Here is a 21,332-nt window from a genome sequence, read left to right as displayed (position 1 = left end):
CGAACCCACTTCGTCGAACATCCAACGTCAAACGTCTAACCACGGACTATTGAAATCCCACCACCGGGGCCCAATACTTACCACCATGAAGCCCAAACGCACATCCAGCCTGATCCCTCCCAGCGAAGAAGTTCGCAGCGGCAGCCTGCGCGACCACTTTCTGATCGCCATGCCCGCCATGGCGGACGGCAATTTTTCCGAAGCATTGGTGTACATTTGCGACCACAGCAAAGAGGGCGCCATGGGCCTGGTGATCAACCGCCCCATGGACGTTCCACTCAGCACAGTGTTCGAGCAGATGCAACTGGACAGCAGCAGCCCCCTGGACAGCCAACCACTGCTTTCCGGCGGCCCAGTAAGTGTTGAGCGCGGTTTTGTACTGCACACCGGTGACGATCAAAGCTGGGAATCCACCATGAAAGTTTCCCCGCAAGTGAGCCTGACCGCCTCCCGCGACATCATCGCCGATATGGCGGCGGGCAATGGCCCCAGCGACGCGCTGGTGGTACTGGGCTACGCGGGTTGGGGCGCCGGCCAACTGGAGCAGGAAATCGCCGACAACGCCTGGCTTACAGTACCTGCCGACTCCGAAATCATCTTTCGCACTCCGTTTGCCGAGCGCAATAGGGCCGCAGCGGCTTCTATTGGTGTGAACCTTCAACACCTCAGCCACAGCTTTGGCCGCGCTTAAAAAATGTTAGCTGCCGTTAAAACCCTGCTCGCCTTCGACTACGGCACCCGCTCCATCGGCGTCGCCGTGGGCCAAACCATCACTTGCAGCGCCCGCCCGCTCACCGAGCTACGCGCCAAAGACGGCACCCCCAACTGGGACGACTTGAAAAAGCTGTTGGATGAATGGCAGCCGGAATTGGTATTGGTGGGGTTGCCACTGAACATGGACGGCAGCGAAAGTGAATTTGCCGTTCGCGCCAGAAAATTTGCCCGCCGCCTGCACGGCCGCTTTGGCACGCGAGTATTGATGGTGGATGAAAGACTGACCACCCAAGAAGCCAAATCCATGGCAGGGCACAGAGCAAGCTACCGGGATGAACCCGTGGATGCAATTGCAGCACAGTTGATTATGGAGAGTTGGCTAGGGGAGCCAGACTGCGGTAAGGAGCCTTAAAAAAACCGTTTCGGGTTTCGGGTTACGCGAAACACGCAACCCGTAACTCGCAACCGAATCTAAAAATTCCGAAACGGATCCATTTCCTGCTCTTCCTCCACCTGCAAATCATCGGCAGCATTGGACAGGTAGTTGGCATCGGTTTCTGACTGCAGTTTGATCATCAGGCGCAGGTCGTTCTTCGAGTCCGCGTGGCTGAGGGCATCTTCGTAGGAGATAATACCCTGGTCATACAGGCGGTAAAGGGCCTGGTCGAAGGTCTGCATGCCCTGCTCCGTAGAGTTGGTCATCACTTCCTTGATTTTGTGTACGTCACCCTTGCGAATCAGGTCACTCACCAGCGGGGTGTTGATCAATATCTCAATGGCGGCACGGCGACCACTACCGTCGGCAGTAGGAATCAGCTGCTGGGCCACCATGGCTTTCATGTTCAGGGACAGATCCATCCACAATTGCGAATGACGATCTTCCGGGAAGAAGTGAAGAATGCGATCCAGCGCCTGGTTGGCATTATTGGCGTGCAGGGTGGCCATTACCAGGTGGCCGGTTTCGGCGAATGTCACCGCGTGCTCCATGGTTTCCCGAGAGCGAATCTCACCAATCAAAATCACATCTGGCGCCTGTCGCAGGGTATTCTTCAAGGCCACTTCAAAAGACTCGGTGTCCACCCCCACTTCCCGCTGGGTAACAATGCAACCGCGATGCTGGTGGACAAATTCGATGGGGTCTTCGATGGTGATGATATGACCTTTGCTGTTGTTGTTGCGGTAGCCAATCATCGACGCCAGCGAGGTGGATTTACCCGTACCGGTGGCGCCCACAAAAATAATGATGCCGCGTTTGGTACCAGCCAGATCCGCCAGAATCGGTGGTAGATGTAAATCTTCAAAGGATGGAATTTTGGTTTCGATGCGACGCAGCACCATGCCCACGTGGTTGCGCTGGTAAAAAGCACTGACGCGGAAGCGTCCGAGACCGGTAGAACTGATGGCAAAGTTGAGCTCCTTGGTGCGCATAAACTCCTTGCGCTGGTCATTGTCCATCACCGACAGCACCGCCTCACGGGCTTTCTCCGGGCTCATGGGACCAGAATTTACCGGCATTAACTGACCGTTCACTTTCACACAGGGGGGCACACCGGCGGTTATAAACAGGTCCGATGCCTTTTTTTCCACCATCAGTTTTAGCAGTTTGTCGAAGTCCATGGTTCCACCCTGTAATCCAGTTTGTTGTTATTTTGGTTTACATCTGTCATCGCAAGCGTATTGCGACGATCTTTAGAAATCATCCGGTATCTTGGCTTTCTCCCGCGCCTGTTCTTTGGTAATCACTTTCTGTGCAATCAGTTTGTGCAGACACTGATCCATGGTCTGCATACCCAAGGCGCCGCCGGTCTGGATGGCGGAGTACATCTGCGCCACTTTGTCCTCGCGAATCAGGTTACGAATAGCGGGGGTACCCACCATGATTTCGTGAGCCGCCACCCGGCCGCCACCAATTTTCTTCATCAGCGTCTGGGCGATTACCGCCTGCAGGGATTCCGACAACATGGCGCGCACCATGGATTTTTCCGCCGCTGGGAATACGTCGATAATCCGGTCGATGGTCTTGGCCGCGGAGTTGGTGTGCAGGGTGCCAAATACCAGGTGGCCGGTTTCCGCTGCGGTCAGCGCCAGGCGAATGGTTTCCAGGTCACGAAGCTCACCCACCAGAATCACATCCGGGTCTTCCCGCAGGGCAGAACGCAACGCCTCGTTAAAACCGTGGGTGTCTTTGTGCACCTCGCGCTGGTTCACCAGGCACTTTTTACTCTCGTGCACAAATTCGATGGGGTCTTCCACCGTGAGGATATGCTGATAGCGATTCTCGTTAACGTAATCCACCATCGCCGCCAGAGTGGTACTTTTACCGGAACCGGTGGGGCCGGTCACCAGCACCAGGCCGCGGGGCAGCATGGATAGATCCCGAAATATCTGCCCAAAGCCCAAGTCTTCCATCGTCAGAACCCGGGAGGGAATGGTACGGAACACTGCACCGGCACCGCGGTTCTGGTTAAAGGCGTTCACCCGGAAGCGCGCCACACCGGGGACTTCAAAGGAGAAGTCGGTTTCCAGAAACTCTTCGAAATCCCGCCGTTGTTTGTCGTTCATGATCTCATACACCAGGGCATGTACCTGGCGGTGATCCATGGGGGGCAGGTTGATGCGGCGAATGTCGCCGTCAATGCGAATCATCGGCGGCAACCCGGCTGAAATGTGCAGGTCGGAGGCACCCTGTTTAACACTGAATGCCAGCAGCTCGGTAATATCCATCCATACGTCCTGTTTGTTGCTAATTATTATTACTGTGGGGCTTTGTGAGCGATTGCATTAGAATGCATAACGTCGCTCTAGTATATGCCCCATGCCACCATGAATGTAACCTCAATCAGCGCCAATCTGAACGCTGTGCAGCAACGTATTGCCGACTCATCGGCGGCTGCCGGTCGCGCTCCTCAGGAGATCACCCTGGTGGCCGTCAGCAAGACCAAACCGGTGAGCGCCATTGAAGCCGCCTGGCAGGCAGGCCAACGCCACTTTGGCGAAAATTACCTGCAGGAAGCACTGGAAAAGGTTCAACAGCTGCACGGCAAAGGCATTCACTGGCATTTTATCGGCCCGCTGCAGAGCAATAAAACCCGTCTGGCGGCAGAAAACTTTGACTGGGTTCACACAATCGAGCGAATCAAGGTGGCGCGCCGCCTCAACGACCAGCGGCCCTCGGCGCTGTCGCCGCTGAATATCTGCCTGCAGGTAAATATTGACGGCGAAGCCAGCAAATCCGGCATATCTCCGCAGCAACTGCCCGAGCTGGCCGCCGCTGTCGCACCATTGGGCAACCTGCGATTGCGTGGCCTGATGGCGATTCCCGCCCCCGACAACGACCCTCAGCAACAACGCCAAACCTTTGCCAGGCTGGCACAACTGCTGGATAATCTGCGCCGCCAACTGCCCGATCAACATCATCTGGACACCCTTTCCATGGGCATGTCCGGGGATATGGACGCCGCCATTGCCGCCGGCTCAACCATGGTGCGCATTGGTACGGACGTGTTTGGAAAAAGAGAGCCCGGAAAACAACACCACAATGACTGACACCAACTCACGTATCGCCTTTATTGGCGCCGGCAATATGGCAGGCAGCCTGATTGGCGGGCTATTGGCACACGGCCACCCAGCAAACAACGTGCGCGCCAGCACCCGCAGCCAGGCCAGTGCAGCACAGGTACAGGACACCTTTGGTATCGACTGCACCACCGACAACCGCGACCTGACTGCATGGGCCGACGTACTGGTGCTGGCCGTCAAGCCGCAAATGATGCGTGACACCTGTGAGTTATTGGCGGATGCCCTGGATCACCAGCCATTGATCATTTCTGTGGCAGCAGGCATCACCACACAACTGATGGACAAATGGCTTGGTGGAAACCGCGCCATCGTGCGCTGTATGCCCAACACCCCATCGGCGCTGCACACCGGAGCCACCGGGCTTTATGCCAACACCAAAGTCAGCGCTGAGCAACGCCAGCAAGCGCAACAGCTGTTGCAGGCGGTGGGCATTGCCGAATGGGTGGCAGACGAACAGCTGATGGACGCCGTTACCGCCGTTTCCGGCAGCGGCCCCGCTTATTACTTCCTGTTGATGGAACTGATGGAGAAGGCCGCCACCGAGCTGGGACTGGACGCAGGCACCGCCCGCCGCCTCACCATCCAGACCGCTCTGGGTGCGGCTCGCATGGCGGCGCAAGGAGAACACGATCCCGCGGAATTGCGCCGCCGGGTCACCTCCAAAAACGGCACCACCGACCGCGCCATTACCACCTTCCTTCAAGAGGGGCTTGCAGATACCATTCGCAAAGGCATGACCGGCGCCCGTGACCGGGGCCGTGAAATGGCGGCAGAAAATAAAGAGAACCCAACGGATATCAACTAATGGCTTTTGTAACTGACATAATCAGTTTTATTGGCGGCTTTTACTGCTACCTGCTAGGCGCTCGGCTGCTGTTGCAGTTGGCCCAGGCTGATTTTTACAACCCCATTTCGCAAATGATTGCCCGTTTTACCGCGCCGCTGGTGCACCCGTTGCAGAAGGTGCTGCCTCCCATTGGCCGCTTTAATACCGCCACCTTTGTGATACTGCTGGCTATCCAAACCCTGATCGCCGGCCTCCAATACGGGGGCGGTAGCATCCTCGGGCTGTTCGTGATCGGCACTTACTACAGCGTAGAAACCGCACTGAATATCTACCTGTTCAGCTTCTTTGTTATCTTTATCGCCAGTTGGGTAGCTCCCGGCTCGTCTCATCCGGGTCTGCAGCTGGTGCACCAGATTGCCGAGCCGGTGATCAAACCCATACGCAACCTGATCCCCCCCATGGGCGGCCTGGATTTTAGTTTGATGATCACCATGTTTGCCCTGTGGATGCTGGACAAACACCTGATTACCCCTCTGTTTTCCGCCCTGCTCAGCAGCGTTCAATAACCGTAGCCAAGGATCATGACAGATAGCAGCCAACCCGACTGGCCCGACCAATCCGTCGGTATTGTTGAACCCCAGCGCTTTCACTTTGACGAACCTCTGGAGCTGGCCTGTGGCCGTACCCTGACAGAGTACGAGCTGGTAGTGGAAACCTACGGCGAACTCAACAGCGAGTGCAGCAACGGCGTGTTGATTTGCCACGCCCTGTCCGGCCACCACCACGCCGCCGGCACCCACCACAAGGGCGATAAGCCCGGCTGGTGGGACAACTACATCGGCCCCGGCAAGCCCATCGACACCGACAAGTTCTTTGTGGTGTCGCTCAACAATATTGGCGGCTGCCACGGCAGCACCGGGCCCAGCTCCACCAACCCGGCCACCGACAAACCCTGGGGGCCAAGTTTCCCGCCGCTGCGGGTACGGGACTGGGTACACAGCCAGGCGCGCCTGGCTGATCGTCTGGGCATCCAACAGTGGGCCGCCGTCGTTGGCGGCAGCCTTGGCGGTATGCAGGCCATGCGTTGGGCACTGCTGTACCCGGAACGCCTGCGCCACTGTGTGGTGATCGCTTCCTCCATGAAGCTGAGCGCCCAGAACATCGCCTTCAACGAAACCGCACGCCGCGCTATCACCTCCGACCGGGATTATCACGACGGCGACTATCTGGGCCACCAGACTGCCCCCAAGCGCGGCCTGGCACTGGCGCGCATGATTGGCCATATCACCTACCTGTCGGACGAGTTGATGGGCAATCGCTTTGGCCGCGAGCTGCGCAGCGGTGACCTGCTGGGGCAAAACAATGCCCCCATCGAGTTCCAGGTGGAAAGTTACCTGCGCCATCAGGGGGACAAGTTTTCCGGTCTGTTCGACGCCAACACCTACCTGCTGATGACCAAGGCGCTGGATTACTTTGACCTTGCCAGAGAGTACGACAACGACCCGGTGGCAGCACTCAGCCAGGCCCAGTGTGACTTCCTGATCCTGTCGTTCAGCAGCGACTGGCGCTTCTCTCCGGAGCGCTCCAAAGAATTGGTTGACGCACTGGTGGCCGCTGGCCGCAACGTCAGCTACGTAAACATTGAGTCCGCTCACGGTCACGACGCCTTTTTGCTTCAAGATCAGCGCTACCGCACGGTGTTTGGCAATTACATGAACAACATCGCCGAGCAATTGGCTGCCACAGGTGAGGGCCTATAAGGTGCGCGTAGATTTCGATATTTTGCAGCACTGGGTCAGCCCCCGCAGCCGGGTTTTGGATTTGGGCTGCGGCGATGGCAGCCTGTTGAAAGCCCTCAAAGAAAACCAGCAGGTGGAAGGCTACGGTCTGGAGATCGACCCAAATCAGATCAGCGCCTGTGTCGGCAACGGCGTCAACGTGATTGAGAAAAACCTCGACAATGGCTTGGCGAACTTTGCCGACAAGAGTTTTGATACGGTAATCATGACCCAGGCGCTGCAGGTCATGCGCGAGCCGCACAAGGTGCTGGAGGAAATGTTGCGGGTGGGCAAAACCTGCATCGTCACCTTCCCCAACTTTGGCAATTGGCGCGCCCGCTGCCACCTGATGTTCCGTGGCGGCATGCCGGTCACCAAACAGTTGAGTTACCAGTGGTACGACACCCCCAACATCCACTTTTGCACGGTCAGTGATTTTGAATCGCTGTGCGATCAGATGGGCATCCACATTCTCGATCGCCAGATGGCTGCCGGGCACAGCCCCGACCAGCAACTGAAAGGAATATGGCCTAACCTGTTTGCAGAGACTGCCATTTACCACCTGAGCCGTTAGGAGGCCCCCATGAAAACTCTCGGCCTGTTTATTGCCACCGCGCTGCTGGCTATCGGAGCCCACGCCGGTGGCGATACCTATAAAGTGCACGACGGCAATAAAATTTTCTACAGCACCTTTAACAGCAGCTTTATTCCGGCAGAAGTGGCTGCCGCACACGACATTGTGCGCAGCAAAAAACGCGGCCTGGTAAACATTGCCGTGGTGCCTGCCGATCAGGTAGTCGGTGGTGTGCAAGCACTGGTGAAAGGCACCGTATCCAACCTGTTGCAGCAATCCCAACAACTCGATTTTTTCGAAGTGCGCGAAGGCGATGTGGTTTACTATCTGGCGTCGTTCAAGTTTGATAACAAGGATTCCCTGACCTTCAAAATTGACGTTAAGGCAGACCCCAACAAACCCAGCTATCGACTGAAATTTCAGCAAACCTTTTACAGGGATTGAGGCATGAGCGACAGAGTCGTACTAGCCAGCGGCAACGCCGGAAAACTCAACGAATTTCAGCAACTGCTGGCGGACTGTGACATCGACGTTGCACCACAATCGGAATTTTCCGTACCGGAAGTGGCAGAGACCGGCCGCACCTTTGTGGAGAACGCCATTCTCAAAGCCCGCTGCGCCTCCCACTACGCCGGGCTGCCTGCCATTGCCGACGACTCCGGCCTGGAAGTAGATTACCTGAAAGGGGCGCCGGGCATTTATTCCGCGCGTTTTTCTGGCCATGGAGAGTCTGGAGAAGACGCCAGCGACGCCCGCAACAACCAGAAGTTGCTGGAACTGATGCAGGACGTGCCGGAAGAACAGCGCACCGCTCGCTTCCAATGCCTGCTGGTGTATCTTCGCCACCCGGACGACCCCACGCCGCTGATCTGCCAAGGCACTTGGGAAGGTCGCATTCTGTTTGAACCCAAAGGTGACAACGGCTTTGGCTACGACCCACTGTTCTTGGTGCCGGAGCATAACTGCGCCAGCGCGGAATTGCCGAAGGTCGTAAAGAACCAGATCAGTCATCGGGGCAAGGCGATGGCCAATTTACTGCAAAAACTAAAAATCTGATAGCTCCTAGTGCATACAAACAACAGCCCACACCTACTCTTTAACCAATCTACTATGGTTAAATAATCGTCATCTCTTCCCAAGGATGCATTCAATGCAAAAAAACGATGAAGAGCGGTTAGATATTTTAGAAACTCGCCTTATAGAACAAGATCACAGGTTACTCCATGTATTAAATAACTTTTTTATTCAAAGACGAGATTGGCCAAAAGGTGACCCAAGGCGCACAGCTGCTTTCAAAGCCCTTTTGCATCGACTGTTTTTTTCACCGTCAACTGTAGCAACAGCTGGAAGTTTGATTGCAGTCGCCTCTCTCATAGTTTTATTTCAGCAAAATGCAATACTCTTCGATCAGAACCAGTTAATCAGTGATCAAAACCATTTCTTCCAAGAACAAATTTCTAAACAAAGCGCACAACTAGAAATTCAAAAGCAGCAAATAGAGGATCAAAACGAGCAGTGGATTAGTCAACGTCGTTCTCAACTATTAGACATACTCTATGAAGACGGACCAGATGGAAATCTGGCAAAAAATATCAGGGCCAAAAGCGAAGCCGTTAACGCGTTTATTAAGTTAGAACGCAGGAACGACCCAGATACAAAAGTCGACTTAAGCCAAATCAACTTAATTGGGGCAAACCTAACTAACATGGATTTAAGTAATGTGGACTTATCTCATGCAAAGATACAAAACGCCAATTTAAGAGGCACAAACTTTGCCCACTCAACCCTTGAAAAGGCATCTCTTGAAGGAAGCAACCTATGGTCGAGTAATTTCAACGATGCATCTCTTCGAGGTGCAGACTTGTCAAATACTAAGCATATAGGACTAACAAACCGTTGGAAAAACACCAATATTTACGGCGTTATTGGCCTTACGAAACAAAATTTGGTGTGGGTTAAAAGGCGTGGTGCCGTAGAAATTGGCTATAGGCCAATGCCACCCAGCATGTTTGAGATTCGCTAGGCACGCAATGTTACTGCTTCCTCCATTATCACTTTACATCCATATCCCCTGGTGTGTACGCAAATGCCCCTACTGCGACTTTAATTCTCACGCTGCTGGGGGGGATATCCCTGAAAAACAGTATGTGGCAGCACTACTGCACGATCTGAAAAACGATCTGCCCTATGTGCAAGGGCGCCGAATTCATTCGATCTTTTTTGGTGGTGGTACGCCGAGTTTGTTTTCCGCCTCCGCTATCGAGATGATTCTGCAAGGCGTGGAACAGGAGATTGGTTTTGACGGCGATATAGAAATCACCCTGGAAGCCAACCCCGGCACCTTTGAACAGGAAAAGTTTGCCGGTTTTCGCGCTGCTGGCATTAACCGCCTATCCATCGGCATCCAGAGCTTTGACGACTTGCACTTGCAACAGCTAGGCCGTATTCACAGCGCCCGCGAAGCGCATACCGTCGCCAGCATGGCCCGCGCAGCCGGGTTTGATAATTTCAATCTCGATTTAATGCATGGCTTGCCGGGGCAAACGGAGGAAGATGCTCTCAATGATCTGCGCCAGGCCATCGCCATCGAGCCCAACCACCTGTCCTGGTACCAGCTCACTATCGAACCCAACACCGCGTTTTACCGCCAGCCACCACAACTGCCAAAAGACTCGGTACTGGAAGCTATTTCTGACAGAGGCCAACAGCTGTTGGCGGAGAGCGGATTTCAACAATACGAAGTGTCCGCCTATTGCAGAAATAAGCAAGCATCGCAACACAACCTCAACTACTGGCAGTTTGGTGACTACCTCGGCATCGGCGCCGGCGCCCACGGTAAAATCACTCTGCTAAATGAACAGAAAATAGTTCGCACACGCAAAACCCGCACCCCCAAAGACTATTTTTGCAAAGAAAAAAATTTCTGTGCAGCAGCTGATTCAGTTCTCAACGAACAATTGCCGGTGGAATTTTTAATGAATGCACTGCGCCTGAATCGCGGTGTCGACGCGGCATTTTTTGAAAATTACACCGGCCTGTCGCTGGACAGTATCAAGCCCGCCTGGCAACAGCTGCAGCGACGAAAACTGATGGTGGACGATTCACAACGCCTGCAGCCCACCGCAACCGGGCACCGTTTTCTGAACAGCTTATTGGAAGCTTTTTTGTGAAACGGCACTTGCTGATATCTTGCGGTTGGCTGGCGTTGTTCTTGGGTGCCATTGGCATTGTTCTGCCACTGCTGCCTACAACCCCCTTTGTGCTGCTGGCCGCCGCCTGCTTTGCCCGCTCTTCACCACGCTTTCACCGCTGGCTGCTGTCCCATAAAACCATGGGGCCGATCATCGCCCGTTACCAGCGAGGCGATGGCATCTCCAAAACCGTACGCAATAGGGCGGTACTGGTTCTGTGGTTAGGCATGGGGATTTCCATGTGGATTATTGGCCAGTGGTGGAGTTTTGTACTGCTGGGAGGTATTGGATTGTGTACCAGTATCTATTTATGGCGACTAGCCAAAGACCAATGTGCTGTTAATGGTCTACGCTTTAAACAACCGTCAGATAAACCACAAGAATAATCAACCATGGACATGAAAATGGGATTTTCTCAGATTCACAGCAAACCGTCGTTTCGTGTTTACACAGCATCACTCTTGTTTGCCGCCCTTTTATCCGGATGTAACGAGTCAGCAAATCAAGCCCAGGACGACCCAATTGCTCCGCCAGAAACAAACGACGTTGGCGCCCAGGATACAGACTTCAACAGCTCAACTTTCAACAACCACGACATTAGCCGCACTCAGTACCAAGTCGATCCCGGCTTTATCAGCGAGGGCAAATTAAATATTGGTGATGGGGTGGATATGTCAGATCCCGGTGCACCACTGCGCCGGGTGGGGCAGCAGCCGTTGAAATTGGCTACCCAACTAAAATCGGTGCCCACTGAAGATTACACCCTGACTGAAAACTTTCGCCTGCAAGAAACCAGCTCCGTTCGCGACGAAGCCAATATCCTCTCTGCGTATTTTCAGGGCTCATACAACTTTGCCTCCGCAGATGTTGCTTACGAACAGGCTCGCCAGGAACGCCAATCTTCCCACTCCATCTATGCAGTGATCGACGCCAAAGGCATTGTCCACGACATTGTGGAATCCGCCCCCAACGGCGAGGTTAAGTGGAATACAAATGTTGTGCCCCGCTTTGAAAACGGTGGCGCAGATAATGCTGAATTCCGCCAACAGTTTCTGGCGGACTACGGTTCCCACTATATTTCCGCCATCACCTATGGCTACCGGATTGCTGTGCGCGGCAAAATTACCGAAACCGACAGCAGTAAATCCAGCAGAATCAAAGCGGCGTTTAAAGCTGCATTTGTCTCCGGTAGTGCGGAAGGCGGCATTTCCAATGACAATCGGCAAATACTTACCAACAGCAACGTTGAGCTGATGTTCGCCGCTCGGTCAGGGGGTTTGTACGTGGATGGGGAACGCCGCCCAGGCGTGCTCACTAACTTGGACGATATTCTCACCATGCTCAAGGATATGCGTGAGGGCAAAATAAAAATTCATAGCGCACCTATCGCGGCCACCGCACGCAGCTACTGGAGCCACTTGCCATTGGAATACAAACGCTCGCGGGCACTGTTGAGAGATTATGGCACGCCACCACTGCCGGAGAGCGTGTACGGCGTACCCAGAGGCACCGTGATTGCCTGGCAACCCAGAGAAACCTACTTAAAAGAAGATAACGACGGAAATACCTATTTACAACCGCCTCTGGGATGGGCAATTTGCAACGGTGAAGACGGCACCCCCGACTTGCGAAACCGATTTATTCGCGGCACCAACCTATTCGATAGTGTTGGCAAAAGCGGCGGCCAAAGCAGCCATACACACACCGCAAACAGTGCTAAAACAAGCTCAACAGTCGATATTAAAAGTGGTGCGTTTGGAGCAAAAAACGCAGCAACTGGCAGCCATAAACACGATATTACGGTTGAGAACAGCACCAATCTGCCGCCGTTTTTGAGTTTGGTTTATATCGTTAAGTTGTAGTGAAAAAGGTTAATAACCAGCAATCAAAATATTAGCCAAGAAAAGTATCACTGCTGCGATTGCACACCATAGAGCTATAGACGACCTACGTATAATAGATATGTACTTTGCACTCCCCCTTTCATAGTCAAACAAAACCCAAGGGGTAAAGAACATTGATAAGGGAACCAAAGTGAAAAGAACTCTTTTCTTTTTCGGTAAGTTTTTTTCTACCGATAAGAATTCCAAAAGAATACTCATCGATGAAATGGTAGCAATAGCTATGCTTACTACCCCTACCATTTCAAGAAATCCCTCAACATCCATCCTTATTCGTCCAAAAGCAAGTTTATTCCAAGTAACGCTTTTTTAAGGTTTCAAAAACCGCCCTCATTCCAAACGCCTCACCCCCCACCGGACGACCTGACTGTTTGCGATTATTCCAGGCCATAATATCGAAGTGCACCCAAGGGATATCCTTGCCCACAAATTCCTGCAGGTATAACGCCGCAGTAATCGCACCACCAAAAGGGCCGTTGGCGCAGTTAGACAAATCGGCGATCTCGCTTTTCAACATTTGCTTGTAGGGTTTGTGTAAGGGTAATTGCCACACCGGGTCGTCAACGGATTCACCACTGTCGGCCAGGTCTTCAGCCAACTGCTTATCGTCGGTAAAGAAACCCGGCAGTTCGGTACCCAGCGCTACTCGGCAAGCGCCGGTTAGAGTCGCAAAGTCGACAATCAATTCTGGATTTTCGGTGCAGACCTCGGTCAGCGCATCACACAACACCAGGCGACCTTCCGCATCAGTATTGTCGATTTCCACAGTTAACCCCTGGCGGGTAGTAATCACATCGCCGGGGCGGAAGGCGTTGCCCGCTACCGCATTTTCTACAGCGGGAATCAGCATTCGCAAACGTACCGGCAAATTGTGAGACATTATCAGCCGTGCCAAGCCCGCCACATGGGCGGCACCACCCATGTCTTTTTTCATAAAGCGCATTCCAGCAGCGGGTTTTAAATCCAGACCGCCGCTATCAAAACATACGCCTTTACCCACTAGTGTTATCTTGGGGTGACTTTCATCTCCCCAGCGCAGGTCGAGCAACCGCGGCGCATGCACACTGGCGCGGCCAACAGCGTGGATGGTTGGGTAGTTTTCTGCCAGCAAATCATCGCCAACAATCTGGCTGAATTCAGCGCCAAATTCGTTAGCCAGGCTTTCCACCACCTCCGCCATATGCTGGGGCATCATGTCACCAGCAGGCGTATTCACCATATCCCGTACCAGTGCCACTGCTTGCACTAATTTGTCCGCCTCATCCACTAATTCCTGAGCTGGCAAAACCAGTTGCGGGCGTTCTTTTTCTTCCCTTTTTTTGTAGCGATCGAAATTGTAAGCACCCAAACCCCAGCTAAACGCTGCCAGCTTTTGCTGCGCTTCATCCGCTTCCAGACGATAGTCACCAACCGGCAAACTGGTGGGTAAATCACCACACATAAAATGATTACTAGCATCACCCACACCGAGAATCACCTGATTCAACACACCATCCTCACCGGGCACCAAACTAATTCCCTTACCCTTGAACTCGGTACTGGCCAGCCAGTTTTGCAGGGGCTCCGATTGTTGCTCTAACCACGAATCGTAGTTAGCGGTTTCTACCAAGGTGATTGGGGTGCCGTGGTCGCCTGTAGTAAGTAGCGTGTTCATATAAATTTCCAAAATCGTAAATTATAGGGTGGGTGAAGCTTTGCCGTGCTTCATTCACAAGTTGAAAACTGTCATCGCGAGCGCAGCGCGGCGATCCAGAGGCTTTGCTTTTTTAGACGCTAGATTGCCGCGTCGCTACGCGACTCGCAATGACAAATCAGGGCTTTTGGCAACTTTCCAGATATTCTGAAAGTCGCTTTTTAAGCGCAGAGATCGCATCGGGAGCATTTATAAACTCTTCCACAGACATCAGTCGCCAAAACTGCCCCTCTTCACCAAAACAAATTTTATCCGCGTCTGCTTTATCGCTTCTGGCAACAAAGAAAAACGAAAAGCCTGTATTGGTATAATTTGCAACACGCACTTTGTAAATCAGCTTTGATTCAGGAAGCACCAATGAGAATTCTTCTGCAAGTTCTCGCAATACACACTGTTCTGGCGTTTCGTTTCCCTCGCGACCACCACCGGGAAAATCCCACTGGCCTGGAAAAGGTATATCCGAGAAATCATCACGCTTGTAGACCAGCAGCTGATCGCCAATAAAGTAAGCAAGTTTACATCCAGTAAACGATTCCATCGCCACCCTCTAGCCCGCAGCCATCAACTGCTCAATTTCTTCCGGCGCTTTGGGCACCCCCACCGTCAAGTTTTCATACCCATCCGCGGTAACCGCCAAATTATCTTCAATACGAATACCAATACCGCGCCATTTTTCTTCCACATTCAGGTTGTCCGGGGCGATGTAGATGCCCGGCTCCACGGTCAGCACCATACCCGGTTCCAGTACACGAGAGTGGTCGTCTACTCGATAGTCGCCCACGTCGTGTACATCCAGACCGATCCAATGCCCGGTTTTGTGCATATAGAATTCCCGGTGGGCGCCACTTTCTATCAGTTCTGCACGCTCGCCACGCAGCAGTCCCAATTCCAACAAACCATCGACAATTACTTTGACTGCGGCATCGTGACCAGCACTCCAGGGGTTGCCAGGTTTGACTTGTTCAAAGGCCGCCTGCTGAGCGGCCAATACAATTTCGTAAAGCGCGCGCTGCTGTTTACTAAAGCTGCCATTCACTGGGAAGGTGCGGGTAATATCCGCTGCATAACCGTGCAGTTCACAACCGGCATCGATCAATACTAAGTCACCGTCTTTGAGGCGGTCGCGATTTTCAATGTAGTGCAGAATACAACCGTTGGCACCGCCGCCAACAATAGAGCTGTAGGCCGGTGAGCGAGCGCCCGCCATGGCAAACTGGTGGTGCAACTCCGCCTCCAATTGATATTCGTACAGGCCGGGTTTGCACACTTCCATGGCGCGGCAGTGGGCGGCGGCGCTGATTTCTCCGGCGCGGCGCATCACTTTGAGTTCAGCGCTGCTTTTGTAGAGCCGCAGGTCGTGAAGAAAATGATCCAGGTCGCTGAATTCATTGGGGGGCACGGCACCGGTTTTCACTTGGCTACGGATGTGGTTGATCCAGCCCATCAACTGGTTGTCGAATTCCGGATGGCGACCCATGGAGTAATACACCCGGTCGCGCCCTTCCAGCAACCCCGGCAGGATGTCATCGATATCGCCAATGGGAAAAGCATCATCGGCCCCATAGTGCTCACAGGCACCTTCCGGCCCTTGGCGGTAACCATCCCAGATTTCCCGTTCACGGTTGCGCTCGCGACAAAATAATACGAACTCGCCTTGCTCACGGCCGGGCAATAACACCAGTACGGCCTCCGGCTCAGGGAAGCCGCACAGGTAATGGAAATCGCTGTCCTGGCGGTACAGATATTCGGTATCGCGGCTGCGCACCCGTACTGGTGCAGCGGGCAGCACAGCAATGCTGTTGTCGCCCATCAAATTCATCAGGGTACGGCGGCGGCGAGCAAACTCGGCGGCGGGAATAGCCATTGGGTTTCCGTTAATGAATCGTTGGCTGCTGGGCACTGCTGACGGTATTCACTTCCGAGTGCACCATTAGCGCTGCCATGCGCACATATTCGGTCACCTCAAAGAAGTTGGTTTCACTTTCTTCGCTCTCCAGCTCGGCGGGGTCGATCTGGGCAATCTGTGCCAAATCCTTAAGCGCGTCTGCAGCATCAGGGGAAAACTGTGTATCGCTGGAGAGGCCAGAAAGCCCCAACCCCACCAAAAAACCCTGGCACCACTGGCCAAGGCAGTCGAGCCGTTGGGCCAGCTCGTAATCATCATCCGGCAGCAGCAGCTCAAAGCCAAAGCCGGTATCGCGCAATTTGTCGCCGGCCAATTTGCCGAGAGCGAGTAGTTGCTCGGATATAGAAGAAAATTTGTCGGAATCTTCCGGGTAATGTTCGGCTATTGCCGCCAGGCAGGCGTCGTCTGTGAGTTTTTGCCCACCGGCGATGCGGCCACACAACATGCCGTGCAGTTCGGAGGGGCTTTCGTTTATTGCGGCCTTGAAAAAGGCATCGGCAACGCTTTCAAAATCGACTTTCATGGTATTTAGGAGCGTTCTCAAGCAAATTAAGTGCAAATGCTAACACACAACCCGGAGCCGGGTTTCGCCTTAAAGAACATCACAGAAAGTGTCGATAATCACAGAAGCTAGCGCCGTATTCTAGAAATCACTTTAAATCGTTGACCCTTGCTATGGGTCACAATATAGTTAGCGGTCAATACGTAGCCACTCGGCTCTTTGAGGTAATCGCAAGCTCATGCAGCAGGATCAGCTCCAACACATTGAACAAAAGGTCGATCGCCTGATTGCCCTGTGCACCCGACTGCATCAGGAAAACAAAACCCTGCGGGAGCGGGAAGCCAGTCTGTTGCGGGAGCGCAGCAAACTGATTGAGAAAAATGAGCAAGCCCGCAACCGGGTTGAGGGCATGATCACTCGTCTGAAAAGCCTCAACAGCGAAGCCTGACCGCGAAGGAATCCACAGTGAGCAACACCACCAATATCAAAATTCTCGACAAAGAGTATCAGGTCAGCTGCCCGCCGGACGAGCGCATTGCCCTGCTGGACTCAGCCCGCGTACTGGATCAACGTATGCGCAATATCAAAAACAGCGGCAGCGTGCTGGGTTTGGAACGCATTGCCGTAATGGCCGGGCTCAACCTCACCTACGACTTGATGAAAGTGCAGCAGGATGGCGCTATGGGCGATGAGGCCAAACAGCGCCTGCAGGATTTAAACAACACCCTGGATGATGCCCTGCAGCAATTTGAGAACGCCGAACTGTTTTAAGCCGCCCCTCACGCGCTATAATCCCCTCAACCCTGGGGTGTTCGCCAGTCAACGAATGTCCTGAGCCGATAGCGTTACCCCCGGAAGCTCTTTGTCGGCACTGTTGTGCAAGTCCGTGCGGCGGAAAGCCTGATGTGCCTCTGGAGCCTCCACCTTGAATCGTACGGTTCAAGGCTAACGTTGGCAGCGGCATCTTGGGGCCCCTTTGGACGTTGATGGAACATGTAGGTCGGGCTTTAGCCCGACTCTAAAACACCCAGAACGTCGGCCCTCTTCATAAAAGAGAGTGCCGACCTACAAGGTAATAAGCCCTCTCGTCAAACGTCGAACCTCAAACGTCCAACATCCGCCTCCAATGGATAAGAAAAAGATACGCGCCGAAATTCGCCACCGCCGCCGCACCCTGTCGCCACAACAACAGCGCCAGGCCGCTGAGGGCTTGTCGAGGCAAGTTTCCAACCTCGCCGCTTTTCGCCACGCCCGGCGCATCGCTCTGTATTTGGGGAATGATGGGGAGATAGACCCCCTGCCCACGCTGTTGCTGGCGGAGGCCGCGGGTAAGCGCTGCTACTTGCCGGTGTTGCACCCACTGAAACACAATCGCATTCACTTTGTGCCCTACCGCAGCGGCGATCGGCTGACTGTCAGCCATTTTGGCTACCCGGAACCCACCCTTGCCGGCAGCCGCATCACACCCGCCTGGGCAATGGACTTGATCCTGATGCCGTTAGTAGCTTTTGACGCCAGTGGCAACCGCATCGGCATGGGGGGTGGCTTTTACGACCGCACCCTGGCATTCACCAAAGTCAGCCCGCGACGGCCCACGTTAATTGGCTTGGCTCACAGCTGCCAACAGCTGGATGAAATCGCTGCCAACCCCTGGGATATCCCCCTGGATGCTATTGCTACAGAATCCAGAGTGATTTCCTGTCGATAGCCCGAAGCGGTATCGATATAATGCCGCCCACTCCCCTGAATCGAGCCTCCGATGACTCAAGATGAACTCAAGCAGGCGGTCGCCCAAGCCGCTGTCGACTACACCCTGACACGCATAGACGACAACAGCATTATTGGCATCGGTACCGGCTCTACCGCCAACTGTTTTATCGACGCACTGGCGGAACACAAAGCCAAATTCTGCGCTGCAGTAGCCAGCTCTGAAGCCTCAGCGGAACGCCTGCGCAGACACGGCATTGACGTGGTAGACCTCAACAGCGCCGGCACTCTGGACATTTACATTGATGGCGCCGACGAAACCAACCCCGATCTGGAACTGATCAAAGGCGGTGGCGCTGCACTGACACGGGAAAAAATTGTCGCCGCTGCATCCAAAGAATTTGTCTGCATTGCCGATGGCAGCAAATGGGTTGATACCCTGGGTGAGTTCCCGCTGCCGGTGGAAGTCATCCCCATGGCCCGCAGCTACGTAGCGCGGGAGCTAACCAAACTGGATTGCGACCCGGTGTACAGGGAGGGCGTTGTCACCGACAATGGGAATGTCATACTCGACCTGTACAACTTCTCCATCCCCAACCCCAGGGAAACCGAAGCCCAGATCAATAGCATTGTAGGCGTAGTCACCAACGGTCTGTTTGCCCAACGGCCAGCGGATGTGCTGCTGTTGGGCACCGAAGAAGGCGTACAAAAAATTGAAGGCAATTCCAACAAATAAACTCCAGCGAATATCCACAGTTTTAATATAACGCTTATTGCACAATAAGGATTTATAAAAACACGCAAGGACACAGCAATGAGTACGCCGAAAACCAACCACTTTCTTACCGCCCTGCTGATCGCCGCGGGGCTTGCCACCGCTGGCTACTTTATTGGCCAAACCATGTACAACGCCAAGGTGGCGCTCAACACCGCCGAGGCCAAAGGACTCGCCGAGCGCCGGGTGCGGGCCGACCAAGCGAACTGGCAAATTCTGTTTACTGTTGACGGCAAATCCAGAGAGCAAATCCCTACCCTTTACCAGCAGGCCGAAAAGCACCAGCAGACCATTATTGCCCTGCTGCAGGAAAACGGTTTTGCCGAAGACGAGCTGGATATTGGCGTGGTGGATTACCGTTATCAGGAATACCGCGATGAAGACCAAAATCTGGTGGACCAATCTCACCAGCTGATTGGTTCCATCAGCGTGGAAACCGACAAAGTGGATCTGGTGGCGCAGGTGCGCACCAAAGTAAACAAACTCATTGCCACTGGCATGAACATCAGCAACCGGGCTCCCACCTACCGCTTTACCCGGCTCAATGACATCAAACCGGAGATGTTGCGGGAAGCCACCAAAAATGCCCGTATCGCCGCCAATGAATTTGCCGAAAATGCCGGTGTCAAAGTGGGCGGTATTCGCGATGCCCGCCAAGGCAGCTTTTACGTACGTGACGCCGGTGAAAACTACGGCGACACTGAGAAAATCGACAAAGATGTGCGAGTGGTGACAACCATCACTTTTTACCTGACGGATTAACGCTATACCTGAAATCTGATATTTACGGACGATAGTGACGGGATTATGAAAAACCAGACAACCTTGGCACTCGCAGCCCTGCTTGCCACCAGCTTGACGTTGCCAACCATTGCCACTGCGCAGATTTATAAATACAAAGATAAAAACGGCCGCTGGGTCTACACCGATAAAAAGCCCAGCGAAGACAAAAACGCCGACACCATTGGTGAAGAAAAAACATCTGGCGGCAATACCGATAACGGCCCCAAGGTCGATCTTAAACAGCAACTGGAATCCAAATATCCCGCCAGTTCCGCGGAATTAAAAGCCTCGCTGGCGGTAGTGACAGTGCGCACCAAATCCGGCTTCGGTTCCGGCTTTTTTGTTACCGATAATGGTTACTTGATTACCAATAAGCACGTTGTGCGCCCTAATAAATTTGGCCAGTTGCAGCAGCAGGATAAACAACTTGAAAACGAGGCGCAGAACCTTCGGCGGAGAAAATCCTGGCTAAAGGAAGAAAAATCCCGCATCGCCAGTAACGAAGGTCGTTTGAGGGAAATGAAAAAGTCCGTTGAATCCCCTGGACTATATCGCAACCCAGTTACTCGCGAGGAGTACGAGGCTCACAAAGCCAATCACGAACAGCGCAAGAAAGACTACAAACAGCAGTTGCGCGAAACCCAACAACAGGAACGGGATTTCAAAAAACGGCAGCGGAGTTTTGCGCTAACCAGTAGCGCTACTGCCATCGCCAAACGCTTTACGTTAATCCTCAAAGACGGCCAAGAGATTAATGCCAGCCTAGTAAAAATATCCAAAGAACACGACTTGGCGTTACTAAAAGTCAGTGGCTATCACACTCCTTTTCTGACACCGGCCAATTATCCATTGCCGAGCCAGTCACAACCCGTGTTCGCTATTGGCAGCCCCAAAGGTGTAACTGACTCCATTACCGCCGGAAAAGTAATGTCCATAAGAAAAAACCGCATTATGGTGGATGCCAAAATTCTGTCCGGTAACAGCGGCGGCCCTCTGATTGATGACAACGGCTATTTACTGGGGGTAAACACCTGGCGCATTAATGATAGTCGCTTTAGTGGCGATAACGGATTTGGAGTGGCGATCCCAATCAAAGTGATTATGCAGGAATTTGGGCAGTTAATTAATGGCAGTTAATTAGGGATTTTTGTAAAAGCTATTCTACAAATTATTATGGAAATCACTTTTTTACAGGTATATAGACCGGCAGGTAGGCCAGACCTTTTTGTATAGTTTTGATATTTACTGGACTACTTTTTTCTATTTGATCTACTCATAGGTAAAACCACCGCACATAAAAAAACCGGCGCCAAATGAGACTGTGTAAAAACCAGTTTTCGAACGGCCGACTTCAAAGCCTTCACTTTTTGAGTGGAGGCTTTGTCGTTTAAAGGCAGTTGTTTCTCACTTCAACTCCCGGAGTAGTGCATTAACCCCATACC

Annotated in this window: 25 protein-coding genes and 1 other RNA gene; 20 read left to right on the top strand and 6 right to left on the bottom strand. The window is 53.2% G+C overall.

Translation table 11 applies throughout. From position 1 onward, the window contains the following. Nucleotides 1-85: 85 nt before the first annotated feature. Nucleotides 86-691 carry a YqgE/AlgH family protein gene (locus tag QSV34_RS11885; RefSeq protein ID WP_289154982.1) on the top strand — a complete coding sequence of 202 codons (606 nt, stop codon included), beginning with the start codon at nucleotides 86-88 and terminating at the stop codon, nucleotides 689-691. Nucleotides 692-694: 3 nt separating this feature from the next. Next, on the top strand, nucleotides 695-1,126 hold the full coding sequence (ruvX, locus tag QSV34_RS11880; protein ID WP_289154980.1) for a Holliday junction resolvase RuvX: 432 nt from the start codon (nucleotides 695-697) through the stop codon (nucleotides 1,124-1,126). Between the two features lie 59 nt (nucleotides 1,127-1,185). On the opposite strand, the gene QSV34_RS11875 is transcribed toward ruvX, so the two are convergent. After that, entirely contained in the window at nucleotides 1,186-2,331 is a 1,146-nt protein-coding gene (locus QSV34_RS11875; RefSeq protein ID WP_289154979.1) for a PilT/PilU family type 4a pilus ATPase, read from the bottom strand. A gap of 72 nt (nucleotides 2,332-2,403) precedes the next feature. Beyond that, nucleotides 2,404-3,438, bottom strand: a complete 1,035-nt coding sequence (locus QSV34_RS11870; RefSeq protein ID WP_289154977.1) for a type IV pilus twitching motility protein PilT — start codon at nucleotides 3,436-3,438, stop codon at nucleotides 2,404-2,406. Between the two features lie 99 nt (nucleotides 3,439-3,537). Between QSV34_RS11870 and QSV34_RS11865 the strand changes: the two genes are divergently transcribed. The 11 genes from QSV34_RS11865 (at nucleotide 3,538) to QSV34_RS11815 (ending at nucleotide 12,485) form a co-directional block, all read left to right on the top strand. After that, nucleotides 3,538-4,260 (top strand): YggS family pyridoxal phosphate-dependent enzyme, encoded by a 723-nt coding sequence (locus QSV34_RS11865; RefSeq protein WP_289154975.1) that lies wholly within the window; start codon nucleotides 3,538-3,540, stop codon nucleotides 4,258-4,260. Beyond that, nucleotides 4,253-5,098, top strand: coding sequence for a pyrroline-5-carboxylate reductase (gene proC, locus QSV34_RS11860; protein WP_289154973.1), 846 nt, complete (start codon nucleotides 4,253-4,255; stop codon nucleotides 5,096-5,098). Before QSV34_RS11865 ends, proC begins: the two co-directional genes overlap by 8 nt. Then, nucleotides 5,098-5,646: a YggT family protein gene (locus QSV34_RS11855; RefSeq protein ID WP_289154971.1), complete on the top strand. Its 549-nt coding sequence runs from the start codon at nucleotides 5,098-5,100 to the stop codon at nucleotides 5,644-5,646. The genes proC and QSV34_RS11855 overlap by 1 nt, the downstream gene beginning before the upstream one ends. 15 nt (nucleotides 5,647-5,661) lie before the next feature. Then, complete coding sequence (gene metX / locus QSV34_RS11850; RefSeq protein ID WP_289154969.1) at nucleotides 5,662-6,840, top strand: homoserine O-succinyltransferase MetX; 1,179 nt, start codon at nucleotides 5,662-5,664, stop codon at nucleotides 6,838-6,840. A 1-nt stretch (nucleotide 6,841) separates the two neighbouring features. Next, entirely contained in the window at nucleotides 6,842-7,432 is a 591-nt protein-coding gene (metW, locus tag QSV34_RS11845) for a methionine biosynthesis protein MetW (protein ID WP_289154968.1), read from the top strand. Nucleotides 7,433-7,441: 9 nt separating this feature from the next. Next, the gene (locus tag QSV34_RS11840) at nucleotides 7,442-7,876 is read left to right on the top strand and encodes a DUF4426 domain-containing protein (RefSeq protein WP_289154967.1); all 435 of its coding nucleotides are present in this window, start codon (nucleotides 7,442-7,444) and stop codon (nucleotides 7,874-7,876) included. A gap of 3 nt (nucleotides 7,877-7,879) precedes the next feature. After that, entirely contained in the window at nucleotides 7,880-8,488 is a 609-nt protein-coding gene (gene rdgB / locus QSV34_RS11835) for an RdgB/HAM1 family non-canonical purine NTP pyrophosphatase (RefSeq protein WP_289154966.1), read from the top strand. Nucleotides 8,489-8,582: 94 nt separating this feature from the next. Then, nucleotides 8,583-9,455 (top strand): pentapeptide repeat-containing protein, encoded by an 873-nt coding sequence (locus QSV34_RS11830; RefSeq protein ID WP_289154965.1) that lies wholly within the window; start codon nucleotides 8,583-8,585, stop codon nucleotides 9,453-9,455. A gap of 7 nt (nucleotides 9,456-9,462) precedes the next feature. After that, complete coding sequence (gene hemW, locus QSV34_RS11825; RefSeq protein WP_289154964.1) at nucleotides 9,463-10,602, top strand: radical SAM family heme chaperone HemW; 1,140 nt, start codon at nucleotides 9,463-9,465, stop codon at nucleotides 10,600-10,602. Then, nucleotides 10,599-11,009 (top strand): YbaN family protein, encoded by a 411-nt coding sequence (locus tag QSV34_RS11820; protein ID WP_289154963.1) that lies wholly within the window; start codon nucleotides 10,599-10,601, stop codon nucleotides 11,007-11,009. Before hemW ends, QSV34_RS11820 begins: the two co-directional genes overlap by 4 nt. Nucleotides 11,010-11,015: 6 nt before the next feature. Next, nucleotides 11,016-12,485, top strand: a complete 1,470-nt coding sequence (locus tag QSV34_RS11815) for a hypothetical protein (RefSeq protein ID WP_289154962.1) — start codon at nucleotides 11,016-11,018, stop codon at nucleotides 12,483-12,485. Nucleotides 12,486-12,813: 328 nt separating this feature from the next. Here QSV34_RS11815 and QSV34_RS11810 read toward each other — a convergent pair whose 3' ends face one another. From QSV34_RS11810 to QSV34_RS11795, 4 genes are all read right to left on the bottom strand, one after another. Next, entirely contained in the window at nucleotides 12,814-14,178 is a 1,365-nt protein-coding gene (locus tag QSV34_RS11810; protein WP_289154961.1) for a leucyl aminopeptidase family protein, read from the bottom strand. Nucleotides 14,179-14,335: 157 nt separating this feature from the next. Continuing rightward, the gene (locus QSV34_RS11805) at nucleotides 14,336-14,755 is read right to left on the bottom strand and encodes an NUDIX hydrolase (protein ID WP_289154960.1); all 420 of its coding nucleotides are present in this window, start codon (nucleotides 14,753-14,755) and stop codon (nucleotides 14,336-14,338) included. A 9-nt stretch (nucleotides 14,756-14,764) separates the two neighbouring features. After that, the gene (gene pepP / locus QSV34_RS11800; protein ID WP_289154959.1) at nucleotides 14,765-16,081 is read right to left on the bottom strand and encodes a Xaa-Pro aminopeptidase; all 1,317 of its coding nucleotides are present in this window, start codon (nucleotides 16,079-16,081) and stop codon (nucleotides 14,765-14,767) included. 10 nt (nucleotides 16,082-16,091) lie between these two features. Next, nucleotides 16,092-16,646, bottom strand: a complete 555-nt coding sequence (locus tag QSV34_RS11795) for a UPF0149 family protein (RefSeq protein WP_289154958.1) — start codon at nucleotides 16,644-16,646, stop codon at nucleotides 16,092-16,094. A gap of 217 nt (nucleotides 16,647-16,863) precedes the next feature. Here QSV34_RS11795 and QSV34_RS11790 point away from each other — a divergent pair, with 217 nt between their 5' ends. The 7 genes from QSV34_RS11790 (at nucleotide 16,864) to QSV34_RS11760 (ending at nucleotide 21,027) form a co-directional block, all read left to right on the top strand. Continuing rightward, a complete protein-coding gene (locus QSV34_RS11790; RefSeq protein WP_289154957.1) occupies nucleotides 16,864-17,073 on the top strand; it encodes a TIGR02449 family protein in 210 nt (69 codons plus the stop codon). 17 nt (nucleotides 17,074-17,090) lie between these two features. Further along, a complete protein-coding gene (locus QSV34_RS11785) occupies nucleotides 17,091-17,396 on the top strand; it encodes a cell division protein ZapA (protein ID WP_289154956.1) in 306 nt (101 codons plus the stop codon). 26 nt (nucleotides 17,397-17,422) lie between these two features. Continuing rightward, a non-coding RNA gene (ssrS, locus tag QSV34_RS11780) (6S RNA) lies at nucleotides 17,423-17,601 on the top strand. 150 nt (nucleotides 17,602-17,751) lie between these two features. Continuing rightward, the gene (locus QSV34_RS11775; RefSeq protein WP_289154954.1) at nucleotides 17,752-18,333 is read left to right on the top strand and encodes a 5-formyltetrahydrofolate cyclo-ligase; all 582 of its coding nucleotides are present in this window, start codon (nucleotides 17,752-17,754) and stop codon (nucleotides 18,331-18,333) included. 51 nt (nucleotides 18,334-18,384) lie between these two features. Then, a complete protein-coding gene (gene rpiA / locus QSV34_RS11770) occupies nucleotides 18,385-19,068 on the top strand; it encodes a ribose-5-phosphate isomerase RpiA (RefSeq protein WP_289154952.1) in 684 nt (227 codons plus the stop codon). A gap of 78 nt (nucleotides 19,069-19,146) precedes the next feature. Further along, nucleotides 19,147-19,869: an SIMPL domain-containing protein gene (locus QSV34_RS11765; protein WP_289154951.1), complete on the top strand. Its 723-nt coding sequence runs from the start codon at nucleotides 19,147-19,149 to the stop codon at nucleotides 19,867-19,869. A gap of 45 nt (nucleotides 19,870-19,914) precedes the next feature. Further along, on the top strand, nucleotides 19,915-21,027 hold the full coding sequence (locus QSV34_RS11760) for a trypsin-like peptidase domain-containing protein (protein ID WP_289154949.1): 1,113 nt from the start codon (nucleotides 19,915-19,917) through the stop codon (nucleotides 21,025-21,027). The last annotated feature ends 305 nt before the right edge of the window (nucleotides 21,028-21,332 follow it).

The sequence above is a fragment of the Porticoccus sp. W117 genome, assembly GCF_030341905.1.
Classification (GTDB): domain Bacteria; phylum Pseudomonadota; class Gammaproteobacteria; order Pseudomonadales; family Porticoccaceae; genus SCSIO-12696.
Note: the sequence above shows the minus strand (reverse complement) of the source record. Positions and strands in the feature narration are given on the sequence as shown.

Bases quoted from the DNA above. Each gene is read 5' to 3' on its own strand.
- hemW (WP_289154964.1), top strand. From the start codon at position 9,463: ATGTTACTGCTTCCTCCATTATCACTTTACATCCATATCCCCTGGTGT.
- proC (WP_289154973.1), top strand. From the start codon at position 4,253: ATGACTGACACCAACTCACGTATCGCCTTTATTGGCGCCGGCAATATG.
- QSV34_RS11805 (WP_289154960.1), bottom strand. From the start codon at position 14,755: ATGGAATCGTTTACTGGATGTAAACTTGCTTACTTTATTGGCGATCAG.
- QSV34_RS11830 (WP_289154965.1), top strand. From the start codon at position 8,583: ATGCAAAAAAACGATGAAGAGCGGTTAGATATTTTAGAAACTCGCCTT.
- QSV34_RS11840 (WP_289154967.1), top strand. From the start codon at position 7,442: ATGAAAACTCTCGGCCTGTTTATTGCCACCGCGCTGCTGGCTATCGGA.
- QSV34_RS11765 (WP_289154951.1), top strand. From the start codon at position 19,147: ATGAGTACGCCGAAAACCAACCACTTTCTTACCGCCCTGCTGATCGCC.
- pepP (WP_289154959.1), bottom strand. From the start codon at position 16,081: ATGGCTATTCCCGCCGCCGAGTTTGCTCGCCGCCGCCGTACCCTGATG.
- QSV34_RS11810 (WP_289154961.1), bottom strand. From the start codon at position 14,178: ATGAACACGCTACTTACTACAGGCGACCACGGCACCCCAATCACCTTG.
- QSV34_RS11875 (WP_289154979.1), bottom strand. From the start codon at position 2,331: ATGGACTTCGACAAACTGCTAAAACTGATGGTGGAAAAAAAGGCATCG.
- rpiA (WP_289154952.1), top strand. From the start codon at position 18,385: ATGACTCAAGATGAACTCAAGCAGGCGGTCGCCCAAGCCGCTGTCGAC.
- QSV34_RS11775 (WP_289154954.1), top strand. From the start codon at position 17,752: ATGGATAAGAAAAAGATACGCGCCGAAATTCGCCACCGCCGCCGCACC.
- QSV34_RS11790 (WP_289154957.1), top strand. From the start codon at position 16,864: ATGCAGCAGGATCAGCTCCAACACATTGAACAAAAGGTCGATCGCCTG.
- metX (WP_289154969.1), top strand. From the start codon at position 5,662: ATGACAGATAGCAGCCAACCCGACTGGCCCGACCAATCCGTCGGTATT.
- QSV34_RS11760 (WP_289154949.1), top strand. From the start codon at position 19,915: ATGAAAAACCAGACAACCTTGGCACTCGCAGCCCTGCTTGCCACCAGC.
- QSV34_RS11815 (WP_289154962.1), top strand. From the start codon at position 11,016: ATGGACATGAAAATGGGATTTTCTCAGATTCACAGCAAACCGTCGTTT.
- QSV34_RS11795 (WP_289154958.1), bottom strand. From the start codon at position 16,646: ATGAAAGTCGATTTTGAAAGCGTTGCCGATGCCTTTTTCAAGGCCGCA.
- QSV34_RS11885 (WP_289154982.1), top strand. From the start codon at position 86: ATGAAGCCCAAACGCACATCCAGCCTGATCCCTCCCAGCGAAGAAGTT.
- rdgB (WP_289154966.1), top strand. From the start codon at position 7,880: ATGAGCGACAGAGTCGTACTAGCCAGCGGCAACGCCGGAAAACTCAAC.
- QSV34_RS11865 (WP_289154975.1), top strand. From the start codon at position 3,538: ATGAATGTAACCTCAATCAGCGCCAATCTGAACGCTGTGCAGCAACGT.
- QSV34_RS11870 (WP_289154977.1), bottom strand. From the start codon at position 3,438: ATGGATATTACCGAGCTGCTGGCATTCAGTGTTAAACAGGGTGCCTCC.
- ruvX (WP_289154980.1), top strand. From the start codon at position 695: ATGTTAGCTGCCGTTAAAACCCTGCTCGCCTTCGACTACGGCACCCGC.
- QSV34_RS11855 (WP_289154971.1), top strand. From the start codon at position 5,098: ATGGCTTTTGTAACTGACATAATCAGTTTTATTGGCGGCTTTTACTGC.